The following is a 16,964-nucleotide window of genomic DNA, read 5'->3' on the forward strand; positions in this document are numbered from 1 at the left end:
TCTGTTCAGCGCATCATTGGTTGGCTTCGCGTTCCGCCTCTATCCGCCGCCAGACCGCGACCGCCCTGTTGTGATCATCCAGATTGGTCGTGAATGTATGTCCGCCTGTTCCATTGGCCACGAAAAAGATATAATCCGTCTCGTCGGGGTTCACCGCCGCCTCGATACTGGCAAGGCCGGGGTTCGCGATGGGCGTCGGGGGCAGTCCGGTGATCACATAGGTGTTCCACGGATTGTCGTCGCGCAATTCGCTTTGCCGGATGCCACGGCCCAGCACGCCTTCGCCGCGCGTCACGCCGTAGATCACGGTGGGGTCGGTCTGTAACCGCATCCCCTGCCGCAAGCGGTTGACGAAGACGCTCGACACCTGCCGGCGTTCGTCGATTTCGCTGGTTTCCTTTTCGATGATGCTGGCAAGAACCAGCATCTCTTCGGGGGTCTCGAGCGGCAGTCCGTCCTGACGATTGGCCCATGCATTGGCGATGATGTCATTCTGCCGGGCCGTCATCTGCGCAAGGATCGTGGACACAGGCGTGCCGGGGGTGAATTCGTAGCTGGCGGGCGCAAGCGATCCTTCGGGCGGAGTTTCGGTCACATCTGCCTCGAGCGCGCTGATCCCGCGCATCGCGTTCAGCACTTGCCAGCTGGTGACGCCTTCGGCCAGAACGACGCGGTAGCGCGTGTCGCCCTGCGCGCGCACCTCTGCATAGGCGGGGGGGGCTTGTTCTGTCAGGGGATCAAAGCTTGCGCGTTCCGCAAAACGGTTGGTCGCGGGTTCAAGCTCGCGCACCACGCCCTGCACCTGGTTCACACCAATCCGGTAGATGACCTCGGTGCCGCAGGTGTTAGCACCGCCGCGCGTCACGATCTCCATGATCTGTTCCATCGACGCGGCCTCTGGCACCAGAAAGCTGCCGGCCTTCAACAGGCCCGACTTGTCGCTGTAATCCGCACCGATGCGCAGGATCGTGCCGTTGCTCACAGCCCCTTGCGCGACCAGCCCATCGGTGACCGAAGACATCGACGCGCCGCTTGGCACCTGAAAACAGATCGCCTGCGCGAGGGGACCGGGATCACGGTATTGTTTCGTCCCCCAGCCGATGGCCCCCGCCAACAGGAACAGGGCGACCGTGAAGAAGGTCAGGAAATTCGCCGCGATATGCCGCCACATCAGGCGATTTTCCCAAAGATCACGCTGGCATTCGTGCCCCCGAAACCAAAGGAATTGGACAGGGCAATGTCGATCCGGCGTTCGCGCTTGGCATTGGCGCACAGGTCCACGACGGTCTCGACATCGGGGTTGTCAAGGTTGATCGTCGGCGGTGCCACCTGATCGCGGATGGCGAGGATGGAAAACACAGCCTCGATCGCGCCCGCAGCGCCCAAAAGATGCCCCGTCGCCGATTTGGTCGACGACATGGTCAGTTTCGCCGCAGCCTCCGGCCCGACAAGGCGCTCAACAGCGCCCAGTTCGATCGTGTCGGCCATGGTCGATGTGCCATGCGCGTTGACATAATCAATCTGCGCAGGGTCGATGCCTGCATTGCGGCAGGCAGCCCGCATCGCGCGTTCAGCGCCTTCGTGGTCGGGTGGCGGGGCTGTGATGTGGTGCGCGTCGCCCGACAGGCCGTAGCCCAGCACCTCGGCATAGATCTTGGCACCGCGCGCCTTGGCGTGTTCATATTCTTCCAGCACAACGATGCCCGCACCCTCGCCCATGACGAAGCCGTCACGGTCGCGGTCCCATGGGCGGCTGGCCTTGGTCGGATCATCGTTATGGGCGGTCGACAGCGCCTTGCAGGCGTTGAAACCGGCGATGCCCAGTTCACAGATCGCGGCCTCGGCCCCGCCTGCGATCATCACATCGGCATCCCCGAACATGATCAGGCGCGAGGCATCGCCAATGGCATGCGCGCCCGTCGAACAGGCGGTCACAGGCGCGTGGTTCGGGCCACGGAACCCGTAACGGATCGACACCTGCCCCGAAATCAGGTTGATCAGCGCGCCCGGCACAAAGAAAGGCGACACGCGGCGCGGGCCTTTTTCGGCCATCATCACGGCCGTATCGGCGATGGAATTCAGCCCCCCGATCCCCGACCCGATCATGACGCCGGTGCGTTCCTGATCCGCACGCTCGGTCGGCTGCCAGCCTGAATCCTCGATTGCCTGCTGGGCGGCGGCCATGCCGAACAGGATAAAGGTGTCAACCTTGCGCTGTTCCTTGGGCTCCATATAGGCATCGGCGTTAAACGTCCCGTCGGTGCCATCGCCCAAAGGCACTTCGCAGGCATATTGGGTGGTCAGGCGACTGGGATCGAACCCCGTGATCTTGCCCGCGCCGGATTGTCCGGCCAGCAGGCGTTCCCACGTTTTTTCAACCCCGTCAGCCAGCGGCGTCACCAGCCCCAGCCCAGTTACAACGACACGACGCATTTGATGCCCTCACCTCTTGGTGTGTTTTCGACTTGATACCCCAGCCCGCCCGCATGGGGCAAGGGCGGGGTTCGGCGCTTTGGCGCAAACCCGCACGCCAAAGCAAAACGGCGCCCCGAAGGACGCCGCCCGCAACCCCGCAGGGTTGAAACTTATTGCGCGCTGGAAATGAATTTCACGGCGTCGCCAAAGGTCTGGATGGTTTCGGCGGCATCATCGGGGATCTCGATCCCGAATTCCTCTTCGAAAGCCATGACCAATTCGACGGTGTCAAGGCTGTCGGCACCCAGATCATCGATGAAGGACGCAGTCTCCGTCACTTTGTCTTCTTCAACACCAAGATGCTCTACAACGATCTTGCGTACGCGGTCTGCGACATCGCTCATGTCAATTCCTCATGTCTTTCTGGGCAAGCGCCCGTTTTCAGATTCCCTTGCGGGATGTAGCAAAGCGGGAGTTCACCGCATATTCAAGCTGCGAGGCTAATAGCAGAGAATTCCGCCTTGGCAAACGGATTCCCCGCCAAGCCCGCTCTACAGCATGGCCATCCCGCCGTTCACATGCAAGGTGCTGCCGGTGACATAGGCGGCCTCATTACTGGCCAGATACAAAACCGCCGCAGCGATCTCTTCGGCCTCACCCATGCGGCCTGCGGGCACCTGTGTCAGGATCGCGGATTTCTGGTCGTCCGTCAGCTTGTCGGTCATGGCGGTGGTGATGAACCCGGGTGCCACGCAATTGACGGTGATCCCACGGCTTGCGACCTCATAGGCGATGGATTTCGACATGCCGACCATCCCCGCCTTGGAGGCTGCATAATTCGCCTGCCCCGGGTTACCGGTGGCCCCCACCACCGAGGAGATATTCACGATCCGCCCCCAGCGCGCCTTCATCATCCCACGGATGACACCTTTGCACAGGCGCATGGTGGATGTGAGGTTCACCTCCAGCACCGAGGACCATTCGTCATCCGACATCCGCATGAACAGGTTGTCGCGCGTGATGCCCGCGTTGTTCACCAGAATATCGACGGACCCCATCAGCTCGGCCGCCTGTTTGGGCAGCGCGTTGACGGCTTCGGCATCCGACAGGTTGCAGGGCAGCACATGCGCGCGATCGCCCAAGAACGCGGCAAGCGCCTCCAGCGGTTCGACCCGCGTGCCGGACAGGGCGACGGTCGCGCCCGCATCGTACAGCGCCTTCGCGATAGCCCCACCAATACCACCGGACGCACCTGTAATCAGCGCATTTTTTCCATTCAAATCAAACATCTGCTTTCCTTTATTCATGCAACGCGGCAGCCATGGCCACCACATCTTCGGGCGAGCCGACAGCCGTGGCCGCCAGATCGCGGTTGATCCGCTTGACCATACCGGACAGCGCCTTGCCTGCCCCGATCTCGTAGACATCCGTCACACCCTGTGCCGCCATGAAGGCCACACTTTCGCGCCAGCGCACCGATCCGGTAACCTGTGCGACCAGCAATTTGCGAATCTCGGCAGGGTCGCTGACCACATCGGCCAGCACATTGGCGACCAGCCCCACGACAGGCGGGTTGATCGTGACAGCATCAAGCGCCTCGGCCATCACGTCCGCCGCAGGGGCCATCAGGCTGCAATGAAAGGGTGCGCTGACCGGCAGCAGGATCGCGCGTTTGGCACCCTTGGCCTTGGCGATATCAAGCGCGCGTTCCACGGCAGCCTTGTGGCCCGACACGACCACCTGCCCCGGATCATTGTCATTGGCGGCCTCGCAGACCTCGCCTTGGGCTGCCTCCTCGGCCACCGCGCGGGCTTGGTCGAAATCCAGCCCCAAGAGCGCCGCCATAGCCCCCAGCCCTACCGGCACGGCCTCTTGCATGGCGCGGCCACGGATCCGCAACAGCCGCGCGGTATCGGCGACGCTCAAGGCACGCGCCGCGGCCAGCGCGGAGTATTCGCCAAGGCTGTGACCCGCCACGAAACTGGCCGCCGTGACGTCCACGCCTTCGGCCTCCAGCGCGCGGATCGCGGCCAGCGACGTGGCCATCAGCGCAGGTTGCGCGTTCTGCGTCAGGGTCAGCGTGTCGATGTCGCCCTCCCAGATCAGCGCGGACAGTTTTTCGCCCAAGGCGTCATCGACCTCGTCGAACACGGCCTTTGCCGCCGGATAGGCTGCGGCCAAAGCCTGCCCCATCCCGATTGTCTGCGCCCCTTGGCCGGGAAAAACGAATGCCCGCATCTGGCCTTGCTCCTGTCTGGTGTCGGTTCTGGCGGGTTTACCCTGCGCAACCGGACACGGCAAGCAAAGTGGCGGACGCGCAGATTTGCACATTGTCTCTGCACTGCAGCGCCTATGCGGGGCGCGGGGGCGATGCTATCTGCGATCCATTGCAGAAAGGGGTCCAAATGTCCGCATCGAACACCGCCCAAAGCTATGGCACCGTCACCAAGACCTTTCACTGGCTGACCGCCCTGCTGATCATCGTCATCGCGCCTCTGGGCGTGATCGCGAACTGGCTGCCCTATGAGACCGATGCGGAACTCGCGCTGAAGGCACAGCTTTTCTCGGTGCATAAAACGCTGGGCGTGATCGTCTTTGCCGTCGCACTGGCGCGGATTCTCTGGGCGCTGACCCAGCCCAAGCCCGGCGAACTCAATGCCCACAAAAAGGCGCTGTCGACGGTTGCCGCAGTCGTTCACTGGACGCTCTACATCAGCCTTGTCGCCGTACCGCTGACGGGCTGGGTGCATCACGCCGCGACCAGCGGTTTCGCGCCAATCTGGCTGCCGATCGGGCAAGGCCTGCCTTTTGTGCCGGTGTCCGAAACTGTCGCGGAAACCGCTGCGGCCCTGCACTGGCTGTTCAGCAAGATTATGATCGCCTCGATCCTGCTGCATATCGCAGGCGCGCTGAAGCATCATGTCATCGACAAGGACGCCACCCTGCGCCGGATGTGGTTCGGCAAGGCCGACGCCCCTGCAACACCCCCGCACAAAGGCAGCCTTGCCGCGCCTTTTGGGGCCGTGATCGTCTTTGCACTGGCCACGGGTGGTGCCGCGGCGGCGGGCCTGTTCCGCGCGCATGAAATCGTCCCGACCGAAGCCCTGGCCGCCGTCGCCTCCGAATGGACCGTCACAGAAGGGCAGATCGGCATCAGTGTCACCCAACTCGGCAGCCCTGTTGCCGGCAGCTTTGCAGACTGGACCGCCGCGATCAGTTTCGACCCCGACGCGACAGGCGAGGCGGGCACGGTCACAACGACCATTTCCATTACCTCGCTGACACTGGGATCGGTGACATCGCAGGCGATGGGGGCGGATTTCTTTGACAGCGCGACCCACCCCACCGCGACCTTCACGGGTGTGATTCTCGCTGACGCAGGCAGCTACACCGCCGACGGCACCCTGACGATCAAAGGCGCCACCGTGCCGGTCAGCTTCCCCTTCGATCTGACGCTCGAAGACGATACCGCCAGGATGTCAGGCGCCCTGACGCTGGACCGGCGCGATTTCGGGGTCGGCGCGTCGATGGCCGATGAAAGCAGCCTCGGCTTTGCGGTGGATGTCACACTGGCGGTGACCGCGACACGGTAGGGCGGGGTTTTCAGCAACTTTAGACTTGGACTTCGCCAAAACGCCCGATGAATGAGACGGTAGCACCCGCAAACGGTCATGATAGGTGCACTACAGGCGAGCCACAATGATGCCTCATAGTATTGCCAACCTGCGGTGCATAAGCGGGAGGACGACACCATCGCAAAGATACTTGTCCCGACAACTGGCGCGCAAGATTGGCAGCGGTTCCTAGCCGAACCTGAAAGGCAGTGGAAGCGCGGATACTCTGCGATGGCAGCGGCGCTTTCATGGGAAGCAGCAGACGGCCTGCCTGAAGAGATCGCAAATCTGCTAGGCGGGTCCCCAGAGCTATTGCTGGCGATCCCAGAGCACAAAGTTGCCTTGCCTGGAGGCAGACGCGAATCCCAGTGCGATGTGTTTGCCTTGGCGAGAATTAATTACGAAACGGTCGCAATGGCAGTTGAGGCAAAGGTCAATGAACCCTTTGGTCCGACAGTCGGGGAATGGATGGCCAATGCCAGTGCAGGCAAAATTCAGCGGATGCAGTTCATTTGCGCCTTGCTGGGCCTGAGCTCGCCCCCACCCCATGACCTGCGCTACCAGCTTTTTCACAGGACAGCAGCAGCGGTTATTGAGGCAAAGCGGTTCAAGACCGATCAGGCCGCCATGATCGTACAATCATTCTCTCCCGTGCATCGGTGGTTCGCTGACTTTCAAGACTTTGTGGCTGTGTTTGGTCTTGAAGCGCAGCCCGATCAGGCTGTGACGTGTCGATTGCCGACGGGAATGCCGTTGATCTTCGGGTGGGCGGTCGGCGCGCAGGAATTCGTCTGAACGGAAACCAAATCAAGGAATACCCCAACAAAAAAGCCGCACCGGATTGCTCCGGCGCGGCTTTATCTATCGCATTAGGCAGAGCTTACTCAGCCTGCATCGCCTCGATCGAGATCATCACCTGCACTTCGTCGCTGACGAAAGGTGCAAAGGCGCCGACGTTGAAGTCCGAGCGCAGCAGCGTGGTGGTCGCGTCAAAACCGGCCCAAGGCTTGTTCTCCATCGGGTGCGTGCCCGCCTGGTTCAGCGTGGTGTCCAGCACGACGGCCTTGGTAACGCCGTTCAGCGTCAGATCGCCAGTGATCAGGGCCGTGGTCTCGCCGGTCACTTCGATGCTGGTCGAGGTGAAAGTGACCATCTCGTCATCGGCGGCGTCAAAGAAATCGGCGCTCATGAAATGCTCGAAACGGCCTTCCCATCCGGTCAGCATGGTGCGCACCGGGAAAGACACGTTGACCGAGGATGCGGCGGGGTCTTCCTGATCGAACACGATCTCGCCTTCAAAGCCCGAGAACATGCCATAGGTGGTCGAGAACCCGAGATGGTCGTAGTTGAATACGATCTGGCTGTGACTTGCGTCGAGGACATAGTTTTCGGCGATGGCGGGGGCGGCAAGAAGCGCAGCAAAGGCTGCGGTGGCAAGGACGTTTTTCATGGGACACTCCAATGGTTCAAGATGCGTCCTATAAGCCGGTTCGCCCCCCGATCCTCAATTCCGCAAATCCGAACACGACCTGTTCGACGGCATGAACCTCAGGCCAGTCGCGCCTGCGGATCGCCCAGCACATCGCGCGCGACACGGTCCTGCAATGCGCCAAGCTGCGCATGAGGCCCCTTGGCAAGGCAGATGGACAGCCCAGTGTCGTGATCCTGCACCACCAGCATCGCGCCGTCGCTTTCGTCATCGTCCTGCATGAAGGCAGCGGTCATCGCGGCAAAGTCATGCGTGCCGACCGTCGTAGGCCGCCCGGCGCGGTTGCGGATCACTTCGCGGATTTCGCGGGCGCTAGTGTCGATATGTACCTCTGTCTGGGTGCCGCGACTGGCGAACCACAACAAATACGCCGCAGCCGCCCCGAACAGCACCGCCGCCGCCACGCGGAACGGCGACAGTTCCGCGCCAAAAACCAGCGGCGACAGCGCGATGATGCCCACTGCCGCAATCAGAAACCCGACGCCCAGCAAAAAAGAGGCCGATTGCAGCATCACGAATCCCAGGGATTCGCCTTTGTCGCTACGGATGATATAGCCCCAATAGGCATCTTCGACGCTGAAAGGCGGTTTCGGCTTGAAAAAGCCCGTGATCTTGCGGTCAGCCATCGGTCGTCGTTCCTGTTTGCGCTGCGTCGTTAGCGCTAAAAGACGACGAGAAATGGGCAACAGCAAGGCCCGCCCGCGAAATTATGCGTTTCCCCCACGGATCGTTGCAAAACAGGCCGCCAAGGCTTGCATCGCGGGCCAGCCTGCGTATAAGGCCGCATCCTTCTGCGATTATTATGAACCGCGCAGACTCTCGTGGATGGGGTGCAGAAGGTCACTGCCCCGTCCTTTGAAATGCGCCGAGAAAAGAACTGGAGTATGCATGCCACTGTATGAGCATGTGATGATTGCGCGTCAGGACTTGTCCAACACGCAAGCCGAAGCCCTGATCGAACATTTCGGAACCGTTCTTGCCGACAACGGCGGCAAGTTGCTGGAAAACGAATATTGGGGCGTCAAGACGATGGCCTACAAGATCAACAAGAACCGCAAGGGCCATTATGCCCTGCTGCGTACCGATGCGCCCGCACCGGCGATCCAGGAAATGGAACGCTTGATGCGCCTGCATGATGACGTCATGCGTGTGCTGACCATCAAGGTCGACGCCCACGAAGACGGCCCATCCGTGCAGATGCAAAAGCGCGAAGAACGCGGTGACCGGGGCGACCGCCCTGACCGTGGCGAACGCCGCGAACGTCGTTGATCAGTAAAGGATAGCAATCATGGCAACCAAACCATTCTTCCGCCGCCGCAAGTCCGATCCGTTCGAAGGCGATGACGCGCCAAAGATCGACTACAAGGACACACGCACCCTGCAGCGCTATATCTCCGAGCGCGGCAAGATCGTACCCGCCCGCATCACCGCTGTCGGTGCCAAGAACCAGCGCGCCCTCGCCCGTGCGATCAAGCGTGCCCGGTTCCTTGCCCTGCTGCCATACGCTGTAAAGTAAGGACATATCATGGATATCATTCTTCTCGAACGCGTGGCAAAGCTGGGTCAGATGGGCGAAGTCGTGTCTGTCAAGGACGGCTATGCCCGCAACTATCTGCTGCCACAGGGCAAGGCCCTGCGCGTGAACGCCGCCAATATGGCGCGTTTCGAGGCTGAAAAGGCCCAGATGGAAGCCCGCAACCTCGAAACCAAGAAAGAAGCGCAAGCTCTGGCCGAAAAGCTGGACGGCCAGCGTTTCGTCATCATCCGGTCCGCGTCGGACGGTGGTGCGCTTTACGGGTCGGTCACGCCGCGCGATGCGGCTGAAGCGGCCACAATGGCCGGGTTCTCGGTGAACAAAGGGCAGATCGTGCTGACCGGCGCAATCAAGGACCTGGGCCTGCATGACGTGCTGGTCAACCTGCACCCCGAAGTCGATGCCAAGATCACGCTGAACGTCGCCCGTTCCGCTGAAGAGGCAGAGCTTCAGGAAGCCGGTAAATCCATCGCCGAACTGGCCGCCGAAGAAGAGGCAGCTGCCGACTTCGAGATCCAGGAATTGTTCGACGACATCGGCGGCGCTGCCGACGAATTCGGCGACGACGACCGCGGCTAAGCCCCGGCGACACGGAATTGAAAAGGGCCGCGGCATATGCCAGCGGCCCTTTTTGTTGTCCTGCGCCCTGCCCGTTCAGCGGTCGAATGTTTCCAACTTCAGCGTCGCATCGCAGTAAGCACCGTCATAGGTGCCGATCCAGATATCGATCCGGCCGTCCGCAGGCTGCGTCAGGGTGATCAGCGGATCAAGATTGCCGTTGTCGTCGTCATCATAATACCAGTTGGCCGACGCGGTGTTGATCAACAGGGCCGCATCGCATTTGCTGACCACGCTGACCACCAGCCGGTAAGGCTGCATACCCGACAGCTGGAACGAGAAATCCGGCGATGCGGGAAAGAACCCCGATCCGACATCAGAGCCCGGCCTGATCTGCGGGCAATCGCCCAACGCATGTTGGCCGCCCGCCACAACATTGAATTGCGCGGGCGCATAAAGCTGCTGGCCTGTCGCCTGATAGGATTGCTGTGGCGGAATCGTGAAATCAGGGCAAGCCATCGCCGCCGTTCCGCTTGCGCCGCTCAGAACCGCCGCCCATAAAACTCGTCTAAACATGCTGGTGAACCTCCAAATGCACGCCTTCACATATATGTGATCCTGCGATTCGATAACGGAGAATCTGCGCCCGATTTGCGGTGGCTTTGTGTCGGCCGACCTGCCAACAAAAAAGGGCGCCCGCAGGCGCCCTTGTCAGTCACCGCAGTGGGCGGCGCTTATTCTTCTTCCAGCTTCTCGACCGCTTTTTGCAGGTCTTCCTTGCTGACTTCTTTTTCCGTCACGGTTGCAGCCGCGAAGATATGGTCGACGACCTTGTCCTCGAACAACGGCGCCTGCAACTGCTGACGGAACTGCGCGTTCTGCTGCACAAATTCAAAGAACTGGCGTTCCTGGCCGGGATATTGCCGCGCCTGGTTCATGATCGCCTGGGTCATTTCCTGATCGGTGACCTTCACCTCGGCCTTCTGGCCGATATCTGCCAACAACAGGCCCAGCTTCACGCGGCGTTCTGCCAGTGATTTATGCTCGTCCGTGGGCGTGATCTCGGGGTGGTCATGGCCGTGGACATCGGGGTTTTCCTCGTGCCACAGCTGGTGCGCGATCTGGTTGGCTTCGGCCTCGACCAAGGCTTTGGGCAGGTCAAAGCTGACCTCGCCATCGAGCGCATCCAGAAGCGCACGCTTGGCCAGCGCACGGGACGCGCCGCTGTACTCGGCTTCCAGACGATCGGCGATCTGGGTCTTGAGCGCGGCCAGATCCTCGGCCCCGAATTTCTTGGCCAGCTCGTCGTTGATCTCGGGCGCTTTGGGCGCGCGGACTTCCTTGATGGTGCAGGTGAACACCGCCTTCTTACCGGCAAGATGTTCGGCCTGATATTCCTCCGGGAAGGTGACTTCCACATCCTTGACGTCGCCGGCCTTGACCTTCAGCAGGCCATCTTCAAACCCGGGAATGAAGGAGTTGGACCCCAGCACCAGCGGATAATCCTCGGCGGTGCCGCCTTCGAAGGCTTCACCATCGACCTTGCCCACAAAATCCAGAACGACCTGATCGTCCTTTTTCGCCTGGGTTTTCTTGGCCTCGTAGGTCACGGCCTGCGGCGATGCGGCAAGATTGTCCAGCGCTTCCTGCACGGCGGCCTCATCAGCCTTCACGACCATCCGCTCCAGCGTGATCTTGGCGAAATCTACGGCCGGAATATCGGGCAGCTTTTCATAGGATACATCGACCTGCACGTCGTCGCCCGGCTTCCAGTCGGGGTTCGACATCTTCATCTCTGGCTGGCCCGCGGGGCGGTCACCGGTCGCGTCCAGATGGTCGCGCACGGCGCTGTCGATGCTGTCCTGCATCGCTTCGCCCATCAGGCGGTCGCCATATTGCTTGCGCAGCAGGGCCATCGGGACCTTGCCCTTGCGAAAGCCTTTCATCTCGATGGTTGGCTGGGCTTCTTTGAGCTTTTCTTCAACCTTCGCGTCCAGTTCCGCCGCGGTGACGGTGATGGCATAGCCGCGCTTGAGGCCTTCGTTCAGGGTCTCGGTGACCTGCATGTGCTGTCCTTTTTTCACTACCTTGGTGCGGGTGGAGGGACTTGAACCCCCACGCCTTGCGGCGCCAGAACCTAAATCTGGTGCGTCTACCAATTTCGCCACACCCGCATGATCAAAAGGGGCAGGTTTTCAGGCCTGCCCCACGTTGGGCGCTGTCTAGCAAAGCTGGTGACGGGATGCGAGAGGAAAAATGGCCTTTATTCCGCAGGCTGCAAAGGCTCAGACGCCAAGATCGCGCAGCACCTGCGGCAGCATCTCGTGCAAGTCTTCGGCGATCAGCCCCGGCCCGAAGGCCAGCGCGCAGGATGCATGCAGAAAAGCCCCCGTCGTCGCAGCCGCCAGCGGCGCGAATCCCCGCGCCAAAAGGCCCGTGATGATCCCCGCCAGCACATCCCCCGACCCTGCCGTCGCCAACCACGGCGCGCTGCGCGCATAGACAGCGCCATGGACAAAGCATCGCCCCGACGGATCGGCAATCACCGTGTCCGGCCCCTTGCGCAGCACGACACAGCCCGCCCGCACCGCCGCCGTACGTACGGCATCGACGCGCGACAACGCCCCATCGGCCAGATCGGGAAACACCCGCGCGAATTCGCCGTCATGCGGGGTCAGCACGCAACTCTCGTGCAAGGCGTCAAACAGGTCGCCATCGCCCGCGGTGAGGGTCAGCGCATCGGCATCCAGCACCAGGGCAAGCCCGTCACAGGCCAGCGCCGCCGCCAGCAGATCACGCTCGCGCGGTCCCAGGCCCAGCCCAGGCCCCAGACATAGCGCCGCGATCCGCTTGTCTGCGACCAACCCGGCAAGCCCCGCTGCATCCGCCACTTGTCGCAGCATCACCGCGTTGAGTTGCGCCGCGTTCTCGTCCACGGCATCGGCAGGACAGCCAAGCGTCACCGCGCCCGCCCCGATCCGCAATGCGGCCCTTGCGGCCAAGCGCCCCGCGCCACCTTGGCCCGCCCCGCCCGCCAGCACCAGCGCATGGCCATGGCTGTATTTGTGCCCCTGCCCTTTGCTCAGCCGCGCGATCACCCGCGGCCGCAGGACGTCAACCAGCGTGACGGCATCCGCAGCAAGCGGTGCGCGAAACGGCGCAATACCGATATCGGCCACCACCAACCGCCCGCAATAGTCCGGCCCTTCTGCCAGATAATGCCCCAGCTTGGGACTGTCGAAGGTCACCGTCAGCGCCGCGCGCGGCACAGGCCCCAGCGCCAGACCACTGTCCGCAGAGAGCCCCGACGGCAGATCGACCGCCACCAGCCGCGACAGGTCCATCGCCGCCAGACAGGCCACGATATCACGCACGTCCCCCGTCAAAGGCCGCGACAGCCCCGTCCCGAACAGCGCATCGACATGCAGATCGGCCTCCGCCAGCCCCTGTAACGCCTCTGCCGTCAGCGGTTGCACCGGACCGAGCGCGCGCCACAGCGCCTCGTTCGCGCGCGCGTCAGGCGCGCCTGCCCCTGCCAGCGCCAGCAGATCCACCTGCCAGCCCGCCGCGTGCAGCAGACGCGCCACGACATATCCGTCACCGCCATTATTGCCGGGACCGCACAACACGACGGCCCGTCCTTTCATCTTTGGAGCAGAAATATCCCGGGGGTCCGGGGGCTGGCCCCCGGCTGCCGTCAGGTCCGGCCAGGTCGTAAGGATCGCGTCCACCACCCCCCGACCGGCCCGCGCCATCAGGTCGAGCCCGGTCAGGACCCCGCCCGTCATCGCCGCAGCTTCAATGGCGGCCATCTGGGCTTGTGTCAGCAAATGCGTCATCACTCCGCCCCTTCTATTCACAAACAGCACCATTGCGATGCATCATGCACATTTTTTAAGCAACGCATCTTCTTTCCCGCGACCGCCGCCTGACCGGACTTTGCCACGAATTGTCCCGGTCCGACAGAAATGGTCTGACCACTATGATTGAAAATCGAGGAGTCGCAGTGACATGAAAAAGATCGAGGCGATCATCAAGCCGTTCAAGCTGGACGAAGTCAAGGAAGCGCTTCAGGACATGGGCGTGCAGGGCCTGTCGGTGGTCGAGGTCAAAGGTTTCGGGCGCCAGAAAGGCCATACCGAGCTTTACCGCGGTGCTGAATATGTCGTCGACTTCCTTCCCAAGGTGAAAATCGAAGTCGTGCTGCCTGACGATCAGGTCGATGGCGCGATCGAGGCGATCATCTCGGCCGCCAAGACCGACAAGATCGGCGATGGCAAGATTTTCGTGTCATCCGTCGAACAGGCCATCCGTATCAGGACTGGCGAATCCGGCGACGAAGCTCTTTAACACCGCTTGCCGCCGCCCGGTCGGGCGATCGCCAAGCAAAACCGAGATACTACAGAAAGGTGCCCTAGAATGGACAAGAAAGCTGTTCTCAAACTCATCAAGGATGAAGAGGTCGATTACGTCGACATCCGCTTCACCGACCCGCGCGGCAAATTGCAGCACGTCACCGTGGTTGCCGATCTCGTCGACGAAGATTTCCTCGACGAAGGCTTCATGTTCGATGGATCGTCGATCGCCGGCTGGAAATCCATCGACCAGTCCGACATGAAACTGATGCCCGACGTCTCCAGCGCCTATGTCGATCCGTTCTATGCGGAAAAGACCGTCTGCATCCATTGCAACGTGGTCGAACCCGATACGATGGAACCCTATGACCGCGATCCCCGCGGCACCGCCGTCAAGGCCGAAGAATATCTGAAATCCTCTGGCATTGGCGATGCGGCCTATTTCGGGCCAGAAGCCGAATTCTTCGTGTTCGACGACGTGCGTTTCAGCGTGACGATGAACAAAGTGTCCTATCAGGTCGACGCGCTTGATGGTGCATGGAACACCGACACCGAATACGAAATGGGCAACACCGGCCACCGCCCCGGCATCAAGGGCGGCTATTTCCCGGTGAACCCGATCGACGACGCGCAGGAAATGCGGTCCGAAATGCTGTCCACGATGAAGCGGATGGGCATGAAGGTCGACAAGCACCACCACGAAGTGGCGTCCTGCCAGCACGAACTGGGCCTGATTTTCGGCACGCTGACCAAGCAGGCCGACGAGATCCAGAAATACAAATACGTGATCCACAACGTGGCCCAGGCCTACGGCAAATCGGCGACCTTCATGCCGAAACCCATCGCAGGCGACAACGGCACCGGCATGCATGTGAACATGTCGATCTGGAAAGACGGCAAGCCGCTCTTTGCAGGCGACAAATACGCCGACCTGTCGCAGGAAGCGCTTTATTTCATCGGCGGTATCCTGAAACACGCCAAGGCGCTGAACGCGATCACCAACCCGACGACCAACAGCTACAAGCGCCTGATCCCCGGCTTCGAAGCCCCCGTGCTGCGCGCCTATTCCGCCCGTAACCGGTCGGGCTGCGTACGTATTCCATGGGCCGAATCCCCCAAGGCCAAGCGCGTCGAGGCCCGCTTCCCCGATCCGGCCGCCAACCCCTATCTGGCGTTCGCCGCCTTGCTGATGGCCGGCCTTGACGGGATCAAGAACAAGATCGATCCGGGTCCGTCTTCGGACAAGGATCTCTACGATCTGCCGCCCGAAGAGCTGGCATCGATCCCGACGGTTTGCGGTTCGCTCCGTGAAGCGCTGGAATCGCTCGAAGCCGATCACGAGTTCCTGCTGGCCGGTGACGTGTTCACCAAATCCCAGCTCGAAGGCTACATGGCGCTGAAGTGGGAAGAGGTCTACGCCTACGAACACACCCCGCACCCGATCGAGTTCAAGATGTACTACAGCTGCTGATCGCGGTTTGATGGTAAAAGAAAGGGCGCTCCGCAACGGGCGCCCTTTTTTGCATGGGGCGGTGGTGAGAGATATCTTGCAAAATCTTTTTTGTCGGCCGCGACCGCAAGTGCGACTTGCGAAAATCAAAAGGACAGCCAATTATGGTCTAGCAAGATCAGGGGCTTTATCTCATGCCAAGCAAGAAACCAAAGTCAGCGACTGTCAGCAGGTCAGCCATGACAGGCCGCTTTGTGGTGCGTGAAGACGGCGGCGCTGCAACAACCCATCAGGTTAAGCCGAAATCTGCCGCTGTGATCCGCGAAAGCGTTGCTCGAAACAGGGACGCCTTGCAGCGGTTGGCCAATCGGTAAGCGCCATTACCGCGTGACCTTTGCCGATGCGCTGGAGGCGCATGAAACTTCTCTCGATGCGTTCGGGGGCCTGCGCGGGATCAGCAATATCGACAATATCCTCGGCGCCTTGGGTCGTCCCTATCACGGCTATCACCGCATGATCTGGGCCAAGGGGGCTGCATTGCTGCATGGCGTCGCCTCCTGTCACGGTTTCAACGACGGCAACAAAAGGACGTCCTGGCTTCTGACCGAGCTTTTATTCAAGCGGTGTGGCTATGTTCTGCAACTGCGGGAAAGCGACCGGCTGGACGATGTCGTCGTCGCCGTGGTCGAGGGGACGATGTCGCAGGATGATCTGGAAAGTTGGTTGAAGGACCGGACCGTGCGGCCCTGATCGTCTGCCGACGGTTCAAGAGGACCCCAAAAGCAAACGCAATTTTTTTCCAACAAAAAAGCGCGGACCTTTCAGCCCGCGCCCCTCATCTCTCAGCATCCATTGCGCTTAATTCCGCGCGTCGCCGATCAGCTTCCACAGACCCGGCACCAGCAATGCGGCCAGACCCAGTTTCAGCGCATCGCCGAGAAGGAACGGTGTCAGGCCCATCGACAGCAGCGGCTGGTCCCAGCCGTAAAGCACGCCGAGCCACGCCACGCCCGGGACGTAGATCAGCACGTTGCCGATGAACATCGCCAACGCCATCAGCACGACCGACCGGTCCCAGCCAGCGCGCGCCGCATAGCCCAATGCCAGTGTCGCCAGCACGTAGCCGACCAGATAGCCGCCGGTGCTGCCCATCATGTAGCTGACGCCGTTCAGGTCTGCAGAGGAGCTTTGGAACACGTCGAAGCCCAGCATCCCGATGATCATCCAGCCGAGGATCGTCGCCATGCCCATCCGCGGGCCGTAGGCGGCACCGATCGTCAGGACGGCGAACGTGCCCATGCTGATCGCGACGGGGGTGCCCGGCACCGGCATCTTGATCTTCGCCATGACCGCCAGCAGCACGATGCCGAGGACCACCATCAGCGCCTGCTTGACGCGCAGGGCGGTGCCTTCGCTCGGGCCGAAAACCTCTGACATGACCGAATTGTTGAGTGCGAGGGCCATTTGCCGCTCTCCCCTTGTTGTTGATTGCCTGCCCGTTTTATTGCCGATGCCGCGACGCGGCGCAAGCGAAGCCTGCGTCGGGCGG

The 16,964-nt window shown here is 61.4% G+C and carries 19 protein-coding genes and 1 tRNA gene; 8 read left to right on the top strand and 12 right to left on the bottom strand.

The genetic code is table 11. The features are described from left to right. Positions 1-13: 13 nt before the first annotated feature. The 5 genes from mltG to fabD form a co-directional block, all read right to left on the bottom strand. Complete coding sequence (mltG, locus tag H147_RS0102960) at positions 14-1,171, bottom strand: endolytic transglycosylase MltG (RefSeq protein WP_019953852.1); 1,158 nt, start codon at positions 1,169-1,171, stop codon at positions 14-16. Beyond that, positions 1,171-2,433, bottom strand: a complete 1,263-nt coding sequence (gene fabF / locus H147_RS0102965; RefSeq protein ID WP_026352198.1) for a beta-ketoacyl-ACP synthase II — start codon at positions 2,431-2,433, stop codon at positions 1,171-1,173. The genes mltG and fabF overlap by 1 nt, the downstream gene beginning before the upstream one ends. Positions 2,434-2,585: 152 nt before the next feature. Next, complete coding sequence (locus H147_RS0102970; RefSeq protein WP_007205102.1) at positions 2,586-2,819, bottom strand: acyl carrier protein; 234 nt, start codon at positions 2,817-2,819, stop codon at positions 2,586-2,588. A gap of 147 nt (positions 2,820-2,966) precedes the next feature. Next, entirely contained in the window at positions 2,967-3,704 is a 738-nt protein-coding gene (gene fabG / locus H147_RS0102975) for a 3-oxoacyl-[acyl-carrier-protein] reductase (RefSeq protein ID WP_019953854.1), read from the bottom strand. 10 nt (positions 3,705-3,714) lie between these two features. Continuing rightward, positions 3,715-4,653 carry an ACP S-malonyltransferase gene (gene fabD, locus H147_RS0102980; RefSeq protein WP_026352199.1) on the bottom strand — a complete coding sequence of 313 codons (939 nt, stop codon included), beginning with the start codon at positions 4,651-4,653 and terminating at the stop codon, positions 3,715-3,717. Between the two features lie 167 nt (positions 4,654-4,820). On the opposite strand from fabD, the gene H147_RS0102985 reads away from it, so the two are divergent. Next, on the top strand, positions 4,821-6,008 hold the full coding sequence (locus H147_RS0102985; protein ID WP_026352200.1) for a cytochrome b/b6 domain-containing protein: 1,188 nt from the start codon (positions 4,821-4,823) through the stop codon (positions 6,006-6,008). Between the two features lie 135 nt (positions 6,009-6,143). Further along, positions 6,144-6,824, top strand: a complete 681-nt coding sequence (locus H147_RS0102990; protein WP_019953857.1) for a DUF6946 family protein — start codon at positions 6,144-6,146, stop codon at positions 6,822-6,824. 85 nt (positions 6,825-6,909) lie between these two features. On the opposite strand, the gene H147_RS0102995 is transcribed toward H147_RS0102990, so the two are convergent. Continuing rightward, complete coding sequence (locus H147_RS0102995; protein WP_019953858.1) at positions 6,910-7,479, bottom strand: YceI family protein; 570 nt, start codon at positions 7,477-7,479, stop codon at positions 6,910-6,912. A gap of 98 nt (positions 7,480-7,577) precedes the next feature. Then, a complete protein-coding gene (locus H147_RS0103000; protein ID WP_019953859.1) occupies positions 7,578-8,144 on the bottom strand; it encodes a hypothetical protein in 567 nt (188 codons plus the stop codon). 262 nt (positions 8,145-8,406) lie between these two features. Between H147_RS0103000 and rpsF the strand changes: the two genes are divergently transcribed. From rpsF to rplI, 3 genes are read left to right on the top strand one after another with little or no spacing between them, the layout of a single operon-like run. Further along, positions 8,407-8,787: a 30S ribosomal protein S6 gene (gene rpsF / locus H147_RS0103005; protein ID WP_019953860.1), complete on the top strand. Its 381-nt coding sequence runs from the start codon at positions 8,407-8,409 to the stop codon at positions 8,785-8,787. Between the two features lie 19 nt (positions 8,788-8,806). After that, a complete protein-coding gene (rpsR, locus tag H147_RS0103010) occupies positions 8,807-9,034 on the top strand; it encodes a 30S ribosomal protein S18 (RefSeq protein ID WP_019953861.1) in 228 nt (75 codons plus the stop codon). A gap of 9 nt (positions 9,035-9,043) precedes the next feature. Next, a complete protein-coding gene (gene rplI / locus H147_RS0103015) occupies positions 9,044-9,631 on the top strand; it encodes a 50S ribosomal protein L9 (protein WP_019953862.1) in 588 nt (195 codons plus the stop codon). 75 nt (positions 9,632-9,706) lie between these two features. On the opposite strand, the gene H147_RS0103020 is transcribed toward rplI, so the two are convergent. The 4 genes from H147_RS0103020 to H147_RS0103035 form a co-directional block, all read right to left on the bottom strand. After that, on the bottom strand, positions 9,707-10,186 hold the full coding sequence (locus tag H147_RS0103020; protein WP_043699288.1) for a hypothetical protein: 480 nt from the start codon (positions 10,184-10,186) through the stop codon (positions 9,707-9,709). 158 nt (positions 10,187-10,344) lie between these two features. Continuing rightward, complete coding sequence (gene tig / locus H147_RS0103025) at positions 10,345-11,676, bottom strand: trigger factor (RefSeq protein WP_019953864.1); 1,332 nt, start codon at positions 11,674-11,676, stop codon at positions 10,345-10,347. 23 nt (positions 11,677-11,699) lie between these two features. Then, positions 11,700-11,784: transfer RNA gene (locus H147_RS0103030), tRNA-Leu, on the bottom strand. Positions 11,785-11,895: 111 nt separating this feature from the next. Then, a complete protein-coding gene (locus tag H147_RS0103035; protein WP_019953865.1) occupies positions 11,896-13,449 on the bottom strand; it encodes a bifunctional ADP-dependent NAD(P)H-hydrate dehydratase/NAD(P)H-hydrate epimerase in 1,554 nt (517 codons plus the stop codon). Positions 13,450-13,621: 172 nt separating this feature from the next. On the opposite strand from H147_RS0103035, the gene H147_RS0103040 reads away from it, so the two are divergent. The 3 genes from H147_RS0103040 to H147_RS0103050 all read left to right on the top strand — a co-directional run bounded on the left by H147_RS0103040 (position 13,622) and on the right by H147_RS0103050 (position 16,165). Beyond that, a complete protein-coding gene (locus tag H147_RS0103040) occupies positions 13,622-13,960 on the top strand; it encodes a P-II family nitrogen regulator (protein ID WP_007205114.1) in 339 nt (112 codons plus the stop codon). Between the two features lie 69 nt (positions 13,961-14,029). After that, positions 14,030-15,436: a type I glutamate--ammonia ligase gene (gene glnA, locus H147_RS0103045; protein ID WP_019953866.1), complete on the top strand. Its 1,407-nt coding sequence runs from the start codon at positions 14,030-14,032 to the stop codon at positions 15,434-15,436. A gap of 366 nt (positions 15,437-15,802) precedes the next feature. After that, entirely contained in the window at positions 15,803-16,165 is a 363-nt protein-coding gene (locus H147_RS0103050; protein WP_019953867.1) for a type II toxin-antitoxin system death-on-curing family toxin, read from the top strand. A gap of 108 nt (positions 16,166-16,273) precedes the next feature. Here the strand turns inward: H147_RS0103050 and H147_RS0103055 are convergent, their stop codons facing one another. Beyond that, entirely contained in the window at positions 16,274-16,879 is a 606-nt protein-coding gene (locus tag H147_RS0103055) for a biotin transporter BioY (RefSeq protein WP_026352202.1), read from the bottom strand. Positions 16,880-16,964: the final 85 nt, after the last annotated feature.

It is taken from the genome of Yoonia vestfoldensis DSM 16212 (genome assembly GCF_000382265.1).
GTDB classification, from domain to species: Bacteria; Pseudomonadota; Alphaproteobacteria; order Rhodobacterales; family Rhodobacteraceae; genus Yoonia; species Yoonia vestfoldensis.

Bases quoted from the DNA above. Each gene is read 5' to 3' on its own strand.
- mltG (WP_019953852.1), bottom strand. From the start codon at position 1,171: ATGTGGCGGCATATCGCGGCGAATTTCCTGACCTTCTTCACGGTCGCC.
- fabF (WP_026352198.1), bottom strand. From the start codon at position 2,433: ATGCGTCGTGTCGTTGTAACTGGGCTGGGGCTGGTGACGCCGCTGGCT.
- H147_RS0102970 (WP_007205102.1), bottom strand. From the start codon at position 2,819: ATGAGCGATGTCGCAGACCGCGTACGCAAGATCGTTGTAGAGCATCTT.
- fabG (WP_019953854.1), bottom strand. From the start codon at position 3,704: ATGTTTGATTTGAATGGAAAAAATGCGCTGATTACAGGTGCGTCCGGT.
- fabD (WP_026352199.1), bottom strand. From the start codon at position 4,653: ATGCGGGCATTCGTTTTTCCCGGCCAAGGGGCGCAGACAATCGGGATG.
- H147_RS0102985 (WP_026352200.1), top strand. From the start codon at position 4,821: ATGTCCGCATCGAACACCGCCCAAAGCTATGGCACCGTCACCAAGACC.
- H147_RS0102995 (WP_019953858.1), bottom strand. From the start codon at position 7,479: ATGAAAAACGTCCTTGCCACCGCAGCCTTTGCTGCGCTTCTTGCCGCC.
- H147_RS0103000 (WP_019953859.1), bottom strand. From the start codon at position 8,144: ATGGCTGACCGCAAGATCACGGGCTTTTTCAAGCCGAAACCGCCTTTC.
- rpsF (WP_019953860.1), top strand. From the start codon at position 8,407: ATGCCACTGTATGAGCATGTGATGATTGCGCGTCAGGACTTGTCCAAC.
- rpsR (WP_019953861.1), top strand. From the start codon at position 8,807: ATGGCAACCAAACCATTCTTCCGCCGCCGCAAGTCCGATCCGTTCGAA.
- rplI (WP_019953862.1), top strand. From the start codon at position 9,044: ATGGATATCATTCTTCTCGAACGCGTGGCAAAGCTGGGTCAGATGGGC.
- H147_RS0103020 (WP_043699288.1), bottom strand. From the start codon at position 10,186: ATGTTTAGACGAGTTTTATGGGCGGCGGTTCTGAGCGGCGCAAGCGGA.
- tig (WP_019953864.1), bottom strand. From the start codon at position 11,676: ATGCAGGTCACCGAGACCCTGAACGAAGGCCTCAAGCGCGGCTATGCC.
- H147_RS0103035 (WP_019953865.1), bottom strand. From the start codon at position 13,449: ATGACGCATTTGCTGACACAAGCCCAGATGGCCGCCATTGAAGCTGCG.
- H147_RS0103040 (WP_007205114.1), top strand. From the start codon at position 13,622: ATGAAAAAGATCGAGGCGATCATCAAGCCGTTCAAGCTGGACGAAGTC.
- glnA (WP_019953866.1), top strand. From the start codon at position 14,030: ATGGACAAGAAAGCTGTTCTCAAACTCATCAAGGATGAAGAGGTCGAT.
- H147_RS0103055 (WP_026352202.1), bottom strand. From the start codon at position 16,879: ATGGCCCTCGCACTCAACAATTCGGTCATGTCAGAGGTTTTCGGCCCG.